Origin of the sequence: Aphanothece sacrum FPU1, from assembly GCF_003864295.1 — a bacterium.
In the GTDB taxonomy this organism is placed as follows: domain Bacteria; phylum Cyanobacteriota; class Cyanobacteriia; order Cyanobacteriales; family Microcystaceae; genus Aphanothece_B; species Aphanothece_B sacrum.
Window position 1 is genome coordinate 942501 of sequence record NZ_BDQK01000013.1, and the last position, 16501, is coordinate 959001.

Below are 16501 nucleotides of genomic sequence, written 5' to 3' on the forward strand. Positions count from 1 at the left end.
GGTCACACAGGAGTATTTAGCCTTACGAAGTGGTCTTCGCTGATTCACACGGGATTTCTCGTGACCCATGCTACTCGGGATACAGTTAAGCTGTTCAAGTTTTCAACTACAGGACTTTCACCTTCTGTGGTGCAGTATTCAGCTGCTTCGTTTAACCATCCTAGTCTACGTTACTGTCCCACAACCCCATCAACCGAAGTCAATGGTTTAGGCTGGTCCCTTTTCGCTCGCCGCTACTGGGGGAATCGCTTTTGCTTTCTTTTCCTCGGGCTACTAAGATGTTTCAGTTCGCCCGGTTGGCTCGCGTCATCCTATATATTCAGATGACCGTACTAGGGGTTGCCCCATTCGGATATCTCCGGATCATTGCTTGCTTCCAGCTCCCCGGAGCGTTTCGTCGGTAACTACGTCCTTCATCGCCTCTGTGTACCTAGGTATCCACCGTTAGCCCTTTGTAGCTTGACCAATAGGTCATCTTCAATTGACTTTTTTCTTGACTCGTTATTCTGCAGTTTTCAAGGTGCTGTACTGGACTACTAATAGGGCCCAGCAGTCTGTCTCACTCATGAAGGTAAGACTCGGTGCTGAACAAATAGGGTCAGTCGAAACAATTAGGTGGGCCATCCTGGACTCGAACCAGGGACCTCACCCTTATCAGGGGTGCGCTCTAACCAGCTGAGCTAATAGCCCTTAGAAGTTATCAGTTATCAGTTGTTTGACTGACTGCTGTTGGCTGATTGACCCGAACAGACTTCCTAGTTTGAAAGCTTTAATACGATTTTCTTCCCCTTGCACGACCTTGGGATGTCTTAAATTATGAATTATAAATTATAAATTCTGAATTATTTGTCATAATTCGTCATTTTGCATTCATAATGAAAGAAGGTCTCCCTAAAAGGAGGTGATCCAGCCACACCTTCCGGTACGGCTACCTTGTTACGACTTCACCCCAGTCACTAGCCCCACCTTCGGCGTCCCCCTCCACAAGGGTTAGGGTAACGACTTCGGGTGTGGCCAGCTTCCATGGTGTGACGGGCGGTGTGTACAAGGCCCGGGAAACGAATTCACCGCAGTATGCTGACCTGCGATTACTAGCGATTCCTCCTTCATGCAGGCGAGTTGCAGCCTGCAATCTGAACTGAGGCTGGGTTTGATGAGATTCGCTTGCCCTCGCGGGGTCGCTACCCGTTGTCCCAACCATTGTAGTACGTGTGTAGCCCAGGGCGTAAGGGGCATGCTGACTTGACGTCATCCTCACCTTCCTCCGGTTTGTCACCGGCAGTCTCTCTAGAGTGCCCAACTTAATGATGGCAACTAAAAACGAGGGTTGCGCTCGTTGCGGGACTTAACCCAACATCTCACGACACGAGCTGACGACAGCCATGCACCACCTGTGTTCGCGTTCCCGAAGGCACTCTCCTATTTCTAAGAGATTCGCGACATGTCAAGCCCTGGTAAGGTTCTTCGCGTTGCATCGAATTAAACCACATACTCCACCGCTTGTGCGGGCCCCCGTCAATTCCTTTGAGTTTCACACTTGCGTGCGTACTCCCCAGGCGGGAAACTTAACGCGTTAGCTTCGGCACGGCTCGGGTCGATACAAGCCACACCTAGTTTCCATCGTTTACAGCTAGGACTACAGGGGTATCTAATCCCTTTCGCTCCCCTAGCTTTCGTCCTGTGAGTGTCAGTTTCGGCCCAGTAGCGCGCCTTCGCCACCGATGTTCTTCCCAATATCTACGCATTTCACCGCTACACTGGGAATTCCCGCTACCCCTACCGAACTCTAGTCTCCCAGTTTCCACTGCCTATCTGGGGTTAAGCCCCAGGCTTTGACAGCAGACTTGAAAAACCACCTACGGACGCTTTACGCCCAATGATTCCGGATAACGCTTGCATCCTCCGTATTACCGCGGCTGCTGGCACGGAGTTAGCCGATGCTTATTCCTCTGGTACCGTCATTTTTTTCTTCCCAGAGAAAAGAGGTTTACAACCCAAGAGCCTTCCTCCCTCACGCGGTATTGCTCCGTCAGGCTTTCGCCCATTGCGGAAAATTCCCCACTGCTGCCTCCCGTAGGAGTCTGGGCCGTGTCTCAGTCCCAGTGTGGCTGCTCATCCTCTCAGACCAGCTACTGATCGATGCCTTGGTAAGCCTTTACCTTACCAACTAGCTAATCAGACGCGAGCTCCTCCTCAGGCGATAAATCTTTCACCTTGCGGCACATCGGGTATTAGCAGTCGTTTCCAACTGTTGTCCCCATCCTGAGGGCAGATTCTCACGCGTTACTCACCCGTCCGCCACTATCACCTAAGTGACCGTTCGACTTGCATGTGTTAGGCATACCGCCAGCGTTCATCCTGAGCCAGGATCAAACTCTCCATAGTGTTTGAGCGCAAGCTCTCAAGAGTCTTTCGTGACTGACTCTTTTTTTTTCCTCTTTTATTCCCTAGACATCTAGGTTATAATGAGATATAATTGCTTCAAATAACAAGGGCTGTCTTTCGTAAGCTTTCAAACTATTGGTTTGTCTAGGTTCGGAGCGGCGTGAGTTGTTTGTCTCTTAACCGCGCATTTACAAATATAACCAAACTCCCAGGGAATGTCAAGGGTTTTCCCAAAGTTTTTTTGCCTTTTTTTGCAATCTACTCCCCGTAAGGGTTTGGCGGCTTTGTCCTTTAGTTTAGAATTTCACAAAGCGGGTAAGGCTAAAACAGAAACACTCACTCCCCAAGCTAACCCTACTAATACTTGAAAGGGAGTATGGCCAAGTAATTCTTTTAACCTTTCCTCATTTAGGTGATGACCATCTTGCAAAAACTCATCGAGGAGTTGGTTAAGGATTCTGGCCTGTTTTCCGGCAGCCTGACGTACTCCAGCCGCATCGTACATGACAATGACGGCAAACAGAGACGCGATGGCAAAGTCAGGACTAGACCAGCCTAAGGTCAATCCTACCCCTGTGGCTAAGGCTCCTACAAGGGCAGAATGTGCGCTCGGCATTCCTCCGGTACTCATTAAAAAGCGAAAATTGATCTTTCCGTGACGAATTAATTCAACGATCACTTTTAGTCCTTGAGCCGAAAAACAAGCAATTAAGGCAACCAACAGTATTTTATTGTGGAAAATGGATTCAAAATCCTGCATGATTAATGGTTTAGGAAAAATTAGTTTTTACGAGTCACGATAAAATTAGCGATCGCTTTTAAAGGGGTTGCTTTATCTCCATAGGGAATCAATTGGGTTATGGCTTCATTAACCAGTTGTTGAGCCTGTTTTTTTGATTCTTCTAGGCCCCAGAGACTCGGATAGGTGGCTTTTTTGTCCCGTAGATCTTTTCCGGCGGTTTTGCCTAATTCTTCTTGAGTAGAGGTAATATCTAAAATATCATCTACAATTTGAAAAGCTAAGCCAATATTTTGAGCGTAGCGAGATAATCGTTGTATGTCTTCTAGGGTGGCTCCTGCTAAAATAGCTCCTGATACCACTGAAGTTTCTAATAATGCCCCTGTTTTGTGGATATGAATAAATTTTAAGGTATCAACCGTAATACCCTCTTTCCCTTCAGATTCTAAATCGAGTACTTGACCCCCGACTAAGCCAGAGGCCCCTACTGTTCGACCTAAACGGGCGATCACATCCACTAAATTCTCTAAAGCTACATTACGAGTTTGGGTAGCCACATATTCAAAAGCATAGGATAATAGGGCATCGCCTGCCAAAATAGCGATATCTTCCCCATAAACCTTATGATTTGTTAATTTTCCTCGCCGATAATCATCATTATCCATGGCCGGTAAATCATCATGAATTAAAGACATGGTATGAATCATTTCCAAAGCGCAGGCAGTAGGCATCGCCATTTCTAGGGTTCCCCCCATGAGATCACAGGTGCTTAAACAAAGAATGGGACGTAACCGTTTGCCTCCTGCTAGGAGAGAATAACGCATCGCTTCGTAAATTGTTTCGGGACGAATAATGGGAAGAGATGAGTCTAATGCCTCATCTACTAGGTGTTTTTTTTCGTTGAGATAGGACGCGAGATCAAAATTTGATGTTTCTGGCTGCGCCACTGGATTTTTGCCTGTCATGACCATGGGTAAATTGCCTTCAACCAACCAACTGCTATGTATTATCAGTTTACAGGACTTTATCCCCTTCAAGTGCAAACAGCCAGTTTTACTCGTTTTTGATAAACATAGGGTCTTAAGTCTGTTGACTGACAAATCTTGAAACAAATGGGAAGTCTGACGTAATAAGGGTAAGGTTTCGGTTTAATGGTAATGGTGGCGACTTTGGTAATAACACTTGATACAAAGCCCAATTCTCAATAGTTAATAAGTATTGATTTCTCTTCATTTGAAGATCAGGAGTTAAATGGCAAATCTCAATCCCAATGCAAGTTATAGTCTAGCGTTAACCATTGAATTACCTAATATCGCAGGGACTCTCTCCTATGTGACTCAAGCGATCGCAGCAGCAGGGGGAAGTCTAGGACAAATTTCTCTGATTGAACATACTCTAAAAATTACCCGACGAGAAATCACGATTGATGCGTCAAGCGAAGAACAGGCCGAGAAAATTGTCTCAGCCGTGCGAGAAATCCCCAATGTCAAGGTTATTAAGGTTTCTGATCGGACTTTTGAGTTACATCGTAAGGGAAAAATTACCGTCAATAGTCGTCTTCCCCTAACTTCTCAATCTGATCTAGCGATGGCTTATACTCCAGGGGTCGGACGTATTTGTCAAGCGATCGCCCGTGAACCGTCTAAAGTCTATGAACTAACCATTAAAAATAACACCGTTGCGGTTGTCACTGATGGAAGTGCAGTGTTAGGGTTAGGCAACTTAGGCCCCGAAGCGGCTTTACCTGTCATGGAAGGAAAAGCCATGTTATTCAAAGAATTTGGGGGTATTGATGCTTTTCCTATCTGTTTAGCCACCCAAGACACAGAAGAAATTATTGAGACAGTCAAACGTATTGCCCCTGTTTTTGGTGGGGTCAACCTAGAAGATATTTCCGCCCCCCGTTGCTTTGAAATTGAAGAACGACTGCGTAAAGAACTTGATATTCCTGTCTTTCATGACGATCAACACGGTACAGCTATTGTCACCCTAGCCGCCTTATTTAATGCCCTCAAATTAGTCCAGAAGACCATAGAAGAAGTGCGAATTGTCATTAATGGGGCGGGGGCAGCCGGAGTAGCGATCGCCTCTTTATTACAGGCTGCTGGTGCAACAACTATCTGGCTATGTGACACTAAAGGCATTTTGTCTACCTCCCGTACTGACTTAAACCCGCAAAAACAAGCTTATGCGGTTAATGCTAGTGGTTCCCTCGCAGATGCTATGCAAGGGGCAGACATATTTTTAGGAGTGAGTGCGCCAGGGGTAGTGACACCGGAAATGGTACGTTCTATGGCCAAAGACCCCATTGTTTTTGCCATGGCTAACCCTATCCCTGAAATCCAGCCAGAATTAATCACAGATGACGTGGCAGTGATGGCCACCGGACGCAGTGACTATCCCAATCAAATTAACAATGTGTTAGCCTTTCCTGGGGTATTTCGTGGGGCTTTAGACTGTCGGGCTAAAACGATCACTGAACATATGTGTTTAGAAGCTGCCAAAGCGATCGCCTCTTTGGTAACATCAAATAATTTAGATCGAGAACATATTGTTCCCTCAGTATTTGATCAACGGGTTGCTCCTGCGGTAGCTAGTGCAGTACAGTTAGCCGCCCGTCAAGATGGGGTAGCCACCCAGTAGAATATTAAGAGGAGAAAACATGGAGAAGGACTTAGAAATCAATGGAAAATGAGCAAAACACCATCAAGCAACCAGACCCTATCGATGACATTCCTGAAGCTTTACGAGATGTGCCTACTTCTTCATCTTTGTCACTGAAAAAATTAGGGTTAATCTTAGCAGGAATTGTTGGGCTTAGTGTAGTGGTATTAGCAAGTTTTTTGGTTCTACGTTCCTTCTCTCAACTCTCACAAATTACTCCTTCTTCAGTAACTTCTTCTGGGTCAACTATTACAGAAAATCCTTCTCCCGAAGCGATAGAAAATATTCTGGGACATTTACCTTATCCAGAAGCCCCTCCATCCGAGTTAAAACCCATCACTCCTGATGGACGAATTAAAATGAGAATAAATGCTGCCAAAAGTTTTCGCAAAATGCAGCAAGATTCCAGAGCAAGTGGGATCATTTTAACCCCAATTTCGGGTTTTAGAACAATAGCTGAGCAAGAATATTTATTCTTTGAAGTGAAGCGTCAACGCAACCAAGAAACTCGTAAACGAGCAGAAGTAAGTGCGCCTCCTAAATATAGTGAACATCATACAGGATATGCTGTTGATATCGGAGATGGTAATGTTCCAGGTACTAATCTTAGCCCCAGTTTTGAACAAACGGCTGCTTTTCGTTGGCTAAAAAATAATGCCGCAAAATACAGTTTTGAAATTTCTTTTCCTAAGAATAACCCTCAAGGGGTTAGTTATGAACCTTGGCACTGGAGATATGTGGGTGATAGGGATAGTTTAGAAACCTTTTATAAAGCCAGAAATTTACAACCTAAATCTTCAAATTAATAATAAAACCATGAATTAAATTAGGAGATAATTGATATGACAAGAGCAGATTTATTGAAAAATGATCCTGATTTACCTCAACAAGAATGGTGGGTGCAACGTTGGTTAGAATTATTAGACTCTTATCGCTTCAAAAAACGGTTAGAACGAGCTAGAATTTATGCTAGAGAAGGAAATGTTTTAAGTATTGAATTTGCCGGGTCACAAGTATTAGCTAAAGTTCAAGGAAGTGAAGTAGAACCCTATCAAGTTTCTCTTTCTCTTGAATTATTTACGGATGAAGACTGGGATTATGTAATTAAAAGTTTATCAGAAAAAGCCATTTTTTCTGCCCAATTATTAGCGGGTAAAATGCCAGATAATATTGAAAGAGTTTTTATTGAAAATGGCTTAAATGTCTTTCCCTTTACTTTATCGGATGTTAATGGTCATTGTAGTTGTCCCGATAAAGCTAACCCCTGTAAACATATTGGGGCCATTTATTATCAGTTAGCTGATCGTTTTAGCGAAGATCCTTTTATTATTTTTCAATTAAGAGGTAGATCAAAAGCTCAAATATTAGAAGGTTTAAGGGCGTTACGTCGTCAGCAAGTTGAACAAGATAATAAAATTAAAGTAGAAGAAGCTGAAGCCAAAGAAACAACAATCAAGTCTTATAAACAATCTGATAAAATTCAATCTGAGGAGTTAAATTTACAAACATTTTGGCAATATAAAGAACCATTAGATAGTTCTTTAGTTGTGATTACTCCTCCTTCAAATAATAAAACAGTTCTTGATGTTTTAGGCAGAATTCCTTTAGCTTATGAAGAAGCAGAAATTGTGACAGAATATCTACAACAAGTCTATCAAACTATTAGTCAACAAGCCATGATAGATGCTTTAAACCGTGATTCCTGATAAATATTAATTACATACCGATTTCATAGGGGCGGGTTTTTGCCAAAATTGTCTGATTATCACCAAAAAACTAGATAAACCCGCCCTAATATCTGATATTAATTAGGAGAATACAAAATGATTGAATCCCAAGAATTAGAGAGACAAAAGAATACTAAAATATTGTATGAGCAAGATCTTCAATTATGGATTAATCATACCATTAATCAACTAGAAGAACGACAATTTGATCAGCTTGATATTGAACATTTAATTGAGGAGTTAAGAGACTTGGGAAAATCTGATAAAACCAGTCTTATTAGTAACTTAAAAATTTTAATTGCTCATTTACTAAAACTTAAAGTTCAATTTGATGCACCAGAAACTATGCAAAATAGTTGGTATAATTCAATTGATGAACATCGAGAGCGCATCATAGACTCTCTTAATGATAATCCATCTTTTAAAACTTTTCTACCGGAAGCCATAAAAAAAGCTTATCCTAATGCTCGTAAATTAGCAATTAAAGAAGGTAAACGAGCAAAAAAAGGCATTCGTATTCCTCAAGAAAATGAGTATATTATGAGTTGTCCTTTTACTATTGAACAGCTTTTAGATGAAAATTTTTATTCATAATGTATATGTATCTAATATGTCCTGGTATTCATGAGCAAAAACTAACAGATAAATTTATCGAAAATGCTTTAAATAACTTAGACTTTATCTTAGTATTTCCTACGGATAAATATCCTGCTTATTCCGGGTTTCATATCTTAAAATTTTTACAAGAAAAGTCTGTAGATAAATCTCAACAATTAGTTATAATTAGTTTTAGTGCAGGAGTAGTCGGTGCTATTAATGCAGCTTGGACATGGCAATTACAAGGAGGTATAATTAAAGGGTTTATTGCTTTTGATGGGTGGGGTGTTCCTTTAATGGGTAATTTTCCGATTTATCGCGTCAGTCACGATGAATTTACTTACTGGACTTCTGCTATACTGGGAACAGGAACCCTTAGTTTTTATGCTGATCCACCCGTTGAACATTTAGACTTATGGCGATCGCCTCAACTCGTTAAAGGTTGGATGGTAGAAATAAATAATTATGGGAAAAAGTCGTTTTCTCCTATATCTTTAAGTGATTTTTTAGCTTTAATTAAAATTATCAATACCTAAATGTTTTGGTTCTACCGGACAAGTTATGCTAAATTATTACCAATAAGAAACCTTAACTCGTTCATAGTTAAGCTATATAAACAAAGGTTGCCTACGCAACCTATAATTTAGTTCACGAAGGTGGATTTCGTTTTTATAGGATAAGGCTTTAGCCTTTTATTAATTGTTAGTTTAGCATAGTTTGTCCGGTAGAACCATAATTATAAAAAATAAAAATCTGAATATACGACAGCTTTTCCCTTATAATTTTGTTGTTCATCAATGACATTCCAAACAATTCCATTATTAATTTTAAAACGTTTTCCCGTGCTAGTAATACGAATTCCCGAAAAGTAACAAAACCCCTTAGCTGTGGTTTCAGCTAATAAGCGATCACGTTCTTCTTGTTCTACTAATTCTGCTGTTTTTCGTGATGGAATTTTGGTAAATTCTTCCCAACTTAATTCCCATGTTTCTAACGCTTTTTGATTACCATAATTCAAAATTGGATCGTTTTCTGTTCCATCAGAAGCAACAATAACAGGAACTTCAAATAATTGTTTTGCTATGTCTTCAGGTGAAGCTTTTATTTCTGGTAAACCTTTTTCTTGAAATAAAGAGTGACCTAACCAATATTCAAAACTACTCAAAATTAATTGAGTTCTTTGAATGACTTTTTCTTGTTGATACGGTAAATTATTCATAGGTAATTAAGATTTTTTTATGGATTAACAAAAACTCCGATACCATTATGAACCTTTGCTGCAGTAACAGGAGAACGATCAATTAATTGACCACTTAACGCTAAAGAAGTAGAACTTCCACCATCTAAATTTAACGCATTTACTGCCCCTAATTGTTGCATAATTTGAGCCATTTCATCTAAAGTTGCACCACTTCCTCCCACACGAGTATGAACCGCAACTAACATTATTGTACCCTTATTTGTCACTCCAATAGCACTACGAGAGGCTTTTTGTTGTTGAAACCCTTTACTAAAGTTTTCACCCTCCGCATTAACGACAATACGACGATTACTAATTAAGAGAGGCCCTGCCCCAACAATATGAGAAAATTGATTAAACTCAGGAGGCATAGTATTAGTTTCTATCTTAACACTCATTCCTACTGATAATAAAGAGGGAGCAACCGCATTTTTACGAATAATTAATAGATACCCATTTGAGGGAATAGGAAAAATATTTCCCCCTGCTTTTTCTGCTTGTTTTTGCTCAATAATTTGATTATTCTGAACAGAAATAATAGTTTCATTATCGCTTAAATTTGTATATTTTTCTCCCCAGTCTGCAGTATAACGAGCAATACCACCTTGAATATAGCCACTATTAAGAAATAGAATAGGAATAGTTTGTCTACTAGATGTAATCAGATTTTCTCGAAAACTTAAACGATTCATATTAACTTGTCCGCGATCATTCCAAGCAACTGCACCCCGTCCTAAAATGGGACTAGATAACCAATTATTATTTTGACGAATTGCTCCTAATGGTAACTGATTATTTCGGTTAAAAAATCCCCCATTAATAGCGGCTGAAGCTTGCCAATTTTGCGCTGTAGTAACTAAAGGTGCGATTCCCTGTTGTGTGTTAGGATTACTAATAATTGGTTTTAGGTAAATTTTCGGTGATCGCTGATCAATTTCTAACCAATTTACTGGAAAAATATCTTTACTTATTTTAACCAATTGTTGTCGCCAAATAATACCAGGAGTCCAAACAATTTCTTTGGGAACTATGACATCAGAACGGACATCGATAATAATCCGATTAGGATTAGATAAACTAAAGACATTTAAGCCCGAAGATGTCGGTAAACTAACATTAATTTTCGTTAATTTTTCCGTCTTTTCTAAAGAAAATAAACTAGAATTAGTCGCTTGAGAACCCTCACTACCTAAGTCATCCTCATCTGTATTATTTAAAAGATTAGAAGGAAAAGAAGGACCATTATTATCAGAAATTGAAGCCTGAGAAACTTGACCGGAAATTGTAATCAGACCTTGGCCTTTTGCTTGACTAACTTGCCAAACTGTGGGACGATTAACATCGAGAATAATTCTTTTACCCCAAGGTTGATTTACCTGACGAATATTACTAATTTGAGCCATAGGAAAATTCAATTCTAAAGTATTACCATTAACTTGTAATTGTCCTCCTGCTAATTGAATTAATTCTGTTACATCTAGATAACGATAGGGAGCAATAAATCGGGCTAAAATGGGTAAAGGTTGACCAGAATCTGTACCAAACCAACGAACAGGTTGTAAGCCAGGATCTTGGGTACCAAGAAGTTGTAATCCTAGCAAATTCATAGTCCCAATATCACTAATTCCTGTGCGAATATTATCCCCTTGTTGCCATTGACTCCAAGGTATTTGATACTTTTTCCCATTGAGAATAATTTCTTTTCCTTGTTGTACAGAATTAGAAGCTTCAACGGGTAAAATTGAATAAGTAATACTAACAGGTTGAGAAAAATCTGGAGATGAATTAGAAGTTAGATAATAAATTAGTAAAGTTAAAATAACAGAAACACAAAAAAGAATTAAAGATCGCCACTGAATTCGCTTCACAAAATTGTCCTCATATTATTGTATTAATTGATAATTATAATTCTATTTTATCATGCTGTGCTATTTTTTCAAACACTAAATAACTTTTATGAACTCAAATATGAACAATATGAACTTTTTGCTTTAAATAAAAAAGATTTACCTTCTTTTGATCCATAGACTCATCTGATATATTAAACTATAAACATAAGCTATCGAATTCTATCTAAACCTTTTGAATTTATCTATCACTCATCGTCAGCTTAATATTTCTCTCATCGTTAGTGACCTATCTAGTAAAGGTGCAGGACGTTGGGGTGGGGGTATTCGTCCATTTTTACTCGCTCAGGCTTTACAAAATTTAGGTCATCAAGTTAAACTATTTGGTATTGCTTATGACTCTGATGGGCCACTTATTAATCAGCAAAATTTAAAGATTATTACAGTTCCTTGTTCCTATTATTCAGGGTTAGGAGGTTCTTGGCGATCGCTGAGTCAATTATTACCTCAAATTGATGGAGATATTCTCTATGCAGTGAAGCTTAAACCTAGTAGTTATGGTATTGCTTTAATCAAAAAATATTTAAGTAACCGTCCTTTAATTGTAGATATAGATGACTGGGAAATGAGTTGGTTTGGGGGAGATTATTGGCAATATCATTTTAAAGTCAAAGGTTTTATTAAAGATATCATAAAATCAGATGGCCCCCTAAAACATCCCGATCATCCTCTCTATTTACGATGGATGGAAAAATTAATTAATAAAGCGGATGCAGTTACTATTCATACTCAATTTATCCAACAACGTTTTGGAGGCGTTTATATTCCTAATGGGAAGGATACTATTTTATTTAATCCTGATAATTATGATGCTGAATTTAGTCGGAATAAATATCAACTTAACGAATATAAAATATTAATGTTTCCTGGGGCCCCTCGACCCTATAAAGGGGTTGAAGATATTTTAATGGCCTTAGATAAACTTAATAATCCTGAGTTAAAATTAGTTATTGTAGGAGGAAGTCCCTATGATGAATATGATCAAACATTACAAAAAAAATGGGGTAAATGGTTAATTCAATTGCCTAAATCTCCCGTTCAACAAATGCCAGAAATTGTGGCCGCGGCCCATTTAATTGTTGTTCCTCAACAAGATACTCCCGCTACTAAAGCTCAATTTCCCTTAAAATTAACGGATGGAATGGCCATGGCTAAACCAATTTTAGCCACAAAAGTAGGGGATATTCCTAATATTTTAGGCGATACAGGATACTTAGTTGATCCTAACTCACCTGAACAATTAGCTGATAAAATTAAGTGGATTTTTGAACATTTAGAAGAAGCTAATAATAAAGGAAAACTGGCTAGAGAAAGATGTATTAAATATTATAGTATTGAGTCTATGTCAGAAATTTTGAACCAAGTTTTACAACCTTACTATTCTCAAAAGTAGTGTGGGCAATGTCTACACTACAATAAAATGAGAATGATTCTTAGGTATGGTATAATGAGAATCATAATCAAAACAGTGCCAACCTAACACTTCTATAAATTGTGTTTTTTATAGGGGCAATTCCTGAATTGCCTCTACAGATAGTGTCGGTACTTCAGTCCTGCAAAAATACAGTTTAACTCAGAGGTGAGTTGTGAGATATGGTTTAAAACCGACTCTAATCATATTATTGATCAGTTTTGGGGGAATAACAAGCTGCAGTCAATCTGCAAGTCTTAAAAGTTCTTCTCCTGAAGTTTTAGACATTACGGTTAGTGTAGTTCCCCAAGAATATTTTGTCAAAAAAATTGGAGGTGATCGGGTTAAAATTAATGTAATGGTTCCCCCTGGAACTGAACCCGATAATTATGAACCTAAACCTCAACAAATACAAGCATTAAGTCAAGCAGATGCTTATATTAAAATTGGGATTCCCTTTGAAAATACTTGGATCAGCAAAATAGCTAAAGAACAACCTAAAATGTTGATGATTGATTCTACTAAAGGGATTAAACGTCTTCCTATGATCCCCCATGAACATCACCAACATGAGGGAGAAAATCAACAAGAAGATACAATTAATTCTGATGAAAATACTCTTGATCCTCATATTTGGTTGTCTCCAAAATTAGTAAAAATTCAAGCAAAAACTATCTATGATGGATTGGTTAAACTCGATCCGAAAAATCAGCCAGAATACCAAGCTAATCTTAATAAATTTTTGCAAGAAATTGAGCAATTAGATACTCAAATAAAGCAAAATTTAGCCAATATTAAGCAGAGAAAATTTATTGTTTTTCATCCTGCTTGGGGTTACTTTGCTCAACAGTATAACTTAACTCAAATTCCCGTTGAAGTGGGAGGACAAGAACCGAGTGCTGCCGAATTAAGTCAATTAATTAAAGAAGCAAAAGAAGAACAAATAAAAGTTGTTTTTGCTCAACCTGAATTAAGTAGTCAAGCTGCTAAAACTATCGCCAAAGAAATTAACGGCGAAGTATTATTAATTAGTCCTATTGCTGGTGATTGGTATAACAATTTACTCAAAGTATCTCAAACCTTTTCTGACGCTCTCAAAAAGCAATAAATAATCATAAATCTTCCTATGGTAACTCAAGCAATTACTCTTAATCACGTATCCGTAAAATATCATCAAAATATCGTTTTAGAAGATATTAATCTAACAATTGATGAAGGTGATTTTGTGGGATTAATAGGCCCAAATGGTGGCGGAAAAACTACCTTATTTAAAGTATTATTAGGGTTAATTTCTCCCTATCAAGGAGAGGCTAAAATTTTAGGTTATAATATCCTTCAAGGAAGACGTTATATTGGTTATGTTCCCCAACTATTAGAATTAGATCGAGGGTTTCCCATAAAAGTAGCAGATGTGGTAAGGATGGGAAGATTAGGAAAACGTCCTCTCTTGCGACGCTACAACGCTAAAGACGAAGAAATTGTCACCCGAACTTTAGACCAAGTAGGAATGCTAAAATTAAGAAATCGTCCTATTGGGGAACTATCTGGAGGACAAAGACAACGGGTATATATTGCTCGCGCTTTAGCATCAGAACCCCGTATTCTTCTACTCGATGAACCCACTGCTAATATTGATTCTCAAGTACAAAAAAGCATTTATGAGTTACTTAGAGAAATAAATGAATTGATCACTATTGTGATTATTTCTCACGATATTGGTGCGATTTCTAGTTATGTTAAAACCATTGGTTGTCTCAACCGTCGCCTTTTTTATCACGGAGATAAACAAATTACGACTGAAACTATCGAAAAAACTTATCAATGTCCGGTAGATTTAATTGCTCATGGAGTTGCTCATAGAGTTCTTTCTGAACATAATTGTCCGTTACATCAATCGGAGTTTAAGCAAAGTAATCATAAGCAAAAAAAATAGTTATTTATAATAAAAAAAATGCTTGAATTATTTCAGTTTGAGTTCATGAGGAATGCTATCTTAGCGGGAATATTAGTTAGTATTGCTTGTGGAATTATTGGAACATTTGTTGTAATTAATCGTATTGTTTTTATTAGTGGTGGTATTGCTCATGCTGCTTATGGAGGTATTGGATTAGGCTATTTTTTTCAGTTTAATCCTGTTTTGGGTGCGGTTATTTTTGCCTTAATTTCTGCTTTAGGGATGGGATGGGTCGCCCGTAAAACTGAACAACGGGCTGATAGTATTATTGGGGTTATGTGGGCGGTAGGAATGGCTGTCGGGATTATTTTAATAGATTTAACTCCAGGTTATAAAGCTGATTTAATGAGTTATTTATTTGGGAGTATTCTAACTGTTTCTCAACAAAATTTGATGATTATGTTTATATTAGATATAATTATTATAGGGATAGTGATATTATTCTATAAGGAGTTTTTAGCAATTTCTTTTGATCCTGTCTTTGCCTTAACTCGCAATGTTCCCGTAGATAGTTTATATTTTTTGTTAGTGGGGGCTATCGCTTTAACTGTAGTCATGGTAATGCAGGTAGTGGGGTTAATTTTAGTGATTGCTTTGTTAACTATTCCTGCTGCCATTGCCGGACAATTTTTTAAAGATATTAAACAAATGATGGTAATTTCTATCGTTTTGGGAATAATATTTACAACTGTGGGATTAGGATTATCTTATTATGGTAATGTAAGTTCTGGTGCTACTATTACGTTAGTTTCTGGTACAGGTTATTTAATTAGTTTAGGGATTGAATCTTGGCAACATCAGAAAAAGTTTTAGTCTCTATAGAACCTGTTGAGTCTCTCTAATATCTTCGACGAAGATTATTTCAGGATTTTGTTGATTTTGAGGTGCGATTTAGATTAAAATAGATAGTAGATAATTAAGAAAAGCTGTTAAAAATGCCCAATATTATCTGGTCAGATACCCCATGATAAAACTTTTTAAGTGTATAGTATTGATAAAAGTACTGTTTCTACTCCGGCCGAATTGTAATCACTCATCAATTTTTGAAAACCATCCCATTCTTGCCTATTACGAATAACGATACATCCGGCCGAACCTGGGGCATTTGCATCAAAATGAACCCCAAACTCTCCCCTAGAAATTCCCTCGATGTTGACCGAATTGGGTAAAATGTGATAAAAATTCCCTTTAAACAAGAGTCTTTTTAATTCTTCTAAATCAATTGGTAAAATTTCTTGACTTATCTAATTAATCATAGATACGACTTGATCTTCAGTTAAATTATGCCTCTTAGCTACAGAGAGTAAGTCACTATTAACAACTTCTTGAGTCACGAATCTAGCATATCTTTTCGTATATTTTTGTTTTTTTTCGACAAAATTTAATTCTTCACTGAAAGGTTTTGAACAATAATCACATTTGAATTGTCGTCGATTAATCCTTAAAAAAACTTCTTTTTCACCCCAAGGCAGATCTTTAATTAAATGCCAATGATTTTGATGAAGACGATGACTGACTTTTTGACAACGCGGACAGAAAGCAGTTTTTGATTGGGATTCAACTTCTAACACTAGACTTTCTTCAATCTCTTTTTTTGCTTTTACTATAACTTCCGGTAAATTAAGAATTTTAGTAAGTTCTCGTTTCATTTTTGCTAACCTATTAGATTTTTTACTAATATTTTAGCATAATTTGTCCTGTAGAACCGGTTGAGAGTGTTGCTAGGGGGTATACTTAGAGAATTGGGTAAAATGATAAATAAGGTAATCTAGACCACATTATTCTTTAATTCTTGATCGTTCATAAGAGCATAGTCAATTTTTTTCATAGTTCAATTCTTCCATTAGGTAAAATTTCAAATTTTAGAGTTTGACTTA

Annotated in this window: 15 protein-coding genes, 1 tRNA gene and 2 rRNA genes (1 of these 18 running past the window's edge); 9 read left to right on the plus strand and 9 right to left on the minus strand. The window is 38.0% G+C overall.

Features of this window, described 5'->3' with window-relative positions:
• The 5 genes from AsFPU1_RS15230 to crtE form a co-directional block, all read right to left on the minus strand.
• Nucleotides 1-465, minus strand: a 23S ribosomal RNA gene (locus tag AsFPU1_RS15230); it reaches 2493 nt to the left of the window's first position.
• A gap of 151 nt (nucleotides 466-616) precedes the next feature.
• A tRNA-Ile gene (locus AsFPU1_RS15235) sits at nucleotides 617-690 on the minus strand.
• Nucleotides 691-894: 204 nt separating this feature from the next.
• Nucleotides 895-2385, minus strand: a 16S ribosomal RNA gene (locus tag AsFPU1_RS15240).
• Together the 16S and 23S rRNA genes with 1 tRNA gene alongside form the textbook arrangement of a ribosomal RNA operon.
• Before the next feature lie 304 nt (nucleotides 2386-2689).
• Nucleotides 2690-3145: a divergent PAP2 family protein gene (locus AsFPU1_RS15245; RefSeq protein ID WP_124972660.1), complete on the minus strand. Its 456-nt coding sequence runs from the start codon at nucleotides 3143-3145 to the stop codon at nucleotides 2690-2692.
• A gap of 20 nt (nucleotides 3146-3165) precedes the next feature.
• Complete coding sequence (crtE, locus tag AsFPU1_RS15250) at nucleotides 3166-4095, minus strand: geranylgeranyl diphosphate synthase CrtE (protein ID WP_124972658.1); 930 nt, start codon at nucleotides 4093-4095, stop codon at nucleotides 3166-3168.
• Between the two features lie 280 nt (nucleotides 4096-4375).
• Here crtE and AsFPU1_RS15255 point away from each other — a divergent pair, with 280 nt between their 5' ends.
• From AsFPU1_RS15255 to AsFPU1_RS15275, 5 genes are all read left to right on the plus strand, one after another.
• A complete protein-coding gene (locus tag AsFPU1_RS15255; protein ID WP_124972656.1) occupies nucleotides 4376-5767 on the plus strand; it encodes a malic enzyme-like NAD(P)-binding protein in 1392 nt (463 codons plus the stop codon).
• A gap of 41 nt (nucleotides 5768-5808) precedes the next feature.
• Nucleotides 5809-6594 carry a M15 family metallopeptidase gene (locus AsFPU1_RS15260; RefSeq protein ID WP_124972654.1) on the plus strand — a complete coding sequence of 262 codons (786 nt, stop codon included), beginning with the start codon at nucleotides 5809-5811 and terminating at the stop codon, nucleotides 6592-6594.
• 36 nt (nucleotides 6595-6630) lie between these two features.
• Nucleotides 6631-7494 (plus strand): SWIM zinc finger family protein, encoded by an 864-nt coding sequence (locus tag AsFPU1_RS15265; RefSeq protein WP_124972652.1) that lies wholly within the window; start codon nucleotides 6631-6633, stop codon nucleotides 7492-7494.
• A gap of 117 nt (nucleotides 7495-7611) precedes the next feature.
• Entirely contained in the window at nucleotides 7612-8109 is a 498-nt protein-coding gene (locus AsFPU1_RS15270) for a DUF29 domain-containing protein (RefSeq protein ID WP_124972650.1), read from the plus strand.
• Complete coding sequence (locus AsFPU1_RS15275; RefSeq protein WP_124972648.1) at nucleotides 8109-8648, plus strand: hypothetical protein; 540 nt, start codon at nucleotides 8109-8111, stop codon at nucleotides 8646-8648. Before AsFPU1_RS15270 ends, AsFPU1_RS15275 begins: the two co-directional genes overlap by 1 nt.
• Before the next feature lie 200 nt (nucleotides 8649-8848).
• On the opposite strand, the gene AsFPU1_RS15280 is transcribed toward AsFPU1_RS15275, so the two are convergent.
• Nucleotides 8849-9331: an MEKHLA domain-containing protein gene (locus AsFPU1_RS15280; RefSeq protein ID WP_124972646.1), complete on the minus strand. Its 483-nt coding sequence runs from the start codon at nucleotides 9329-9331 to the stop codon at nucleotides 8849-8851.
• A 17-nt stretch (nucleotides 9332-9348) separates the two neighbouring features.
• Nucleotides 9349-11220, minus strand: coding sequence for a phosphodiester glycosidase family protein (locus AsFPU1_RS15285; protein WP_124972644.1), 1872 nt, complete (start codon nucleotides 11218-11220; stop codon nucleotides 9349-9351).
• A gap of 214 nt (nucleotides 11221-11434) precedes the next feature.
• Between AsFPU1_RS15285 and AsFPU1_RS15290 the strand changes: the two genes are divergently transcribed.
• The 4 genes from AsFPU1_RS15290 (at nucleotide 11435) to AsFPU1_RS15305 (ending at nucleotide 15437) form a co-directional block, all read left to right on the plus strand.
• Complete coding sequence (locus AsFPU1_RS15290) at nucleotides 11435-12652, plus strand: glycosyltransferase family 4 protein (protein WP_124972642.1); 1218 nt, start codon at nucleotides 11435-11437, stop codon at nucleotides 12650-12652.
• Between the two features lie 193 nt (nucleotides 12653-12845).
• Entirely contained in the window at nucleotides 12846-13778 is a 933-nt protein-coding gene (locus tag AsFPU1_RS15295; RefSeq protein ID WP_124972640.1) for a metal ABC transporter solute-binding protein, Zn/Mn family, read from the plus strand.
• 18 nt (nucleotides 13779-13796) lie between these two features.
• Complete coding sequence (locus AsFPU1_RS15300; protein ID WP_124972638.1) at nucleotides 13797-14603, plus strand: metal ABC transporter ATP-binding protein; 807 nt, start codon at nucleotides 13797-13799, stop codon at nucleotides 14601-14603.
• A gap of 18 nt (nucleotides 14604-14621) precedes the next feature.
• Nucleotides 14622-15437 (plus strand): metal ABC transporter permease, encoded by an 816-nt coding sequence (locus AsFPU1_RS15305; RefSeq protein WP_124972636.1) that lies wholly within the window; start codon nucleotides 14622-14624, stop codon nucleotides 15435-15437.
• A 164-nt stretch (nucleotides 15438-15601) separates the two neighbouring features.
• Here the strand turns inward: AsFPU1_RS15305 and AsFPU1_RS15310 are convergent, their stop codons facing one another.
• The gene (locus AsFPU1_RS15310; RefSeq protein ID WP_227873407.1) at nucleotides 15602-15820 is read right to left on the minus strand and encodes a hypothetical protein; all 219 of its coding nucleotides are present in this window, start codon (nucleotides 15818-15820) and stop codon (nucleotides 15602-15604) included.
• A gap of 48 nt (nucleotides 15821-15868) precedes the next feature.
• Nucleotides 15869-16273 (minus strand): transposase family protein, encoded by a 405-nt coding sequence (locus tag AsFPU1_RS15315; protein ID WP_124972634.1) that lies wholly within the window; start codon nucleotides 16271-16273, stop codon nucleotides 15869-15871.
• Nucleotides 16274-16501: the final 228 nt, after the last annotated feature.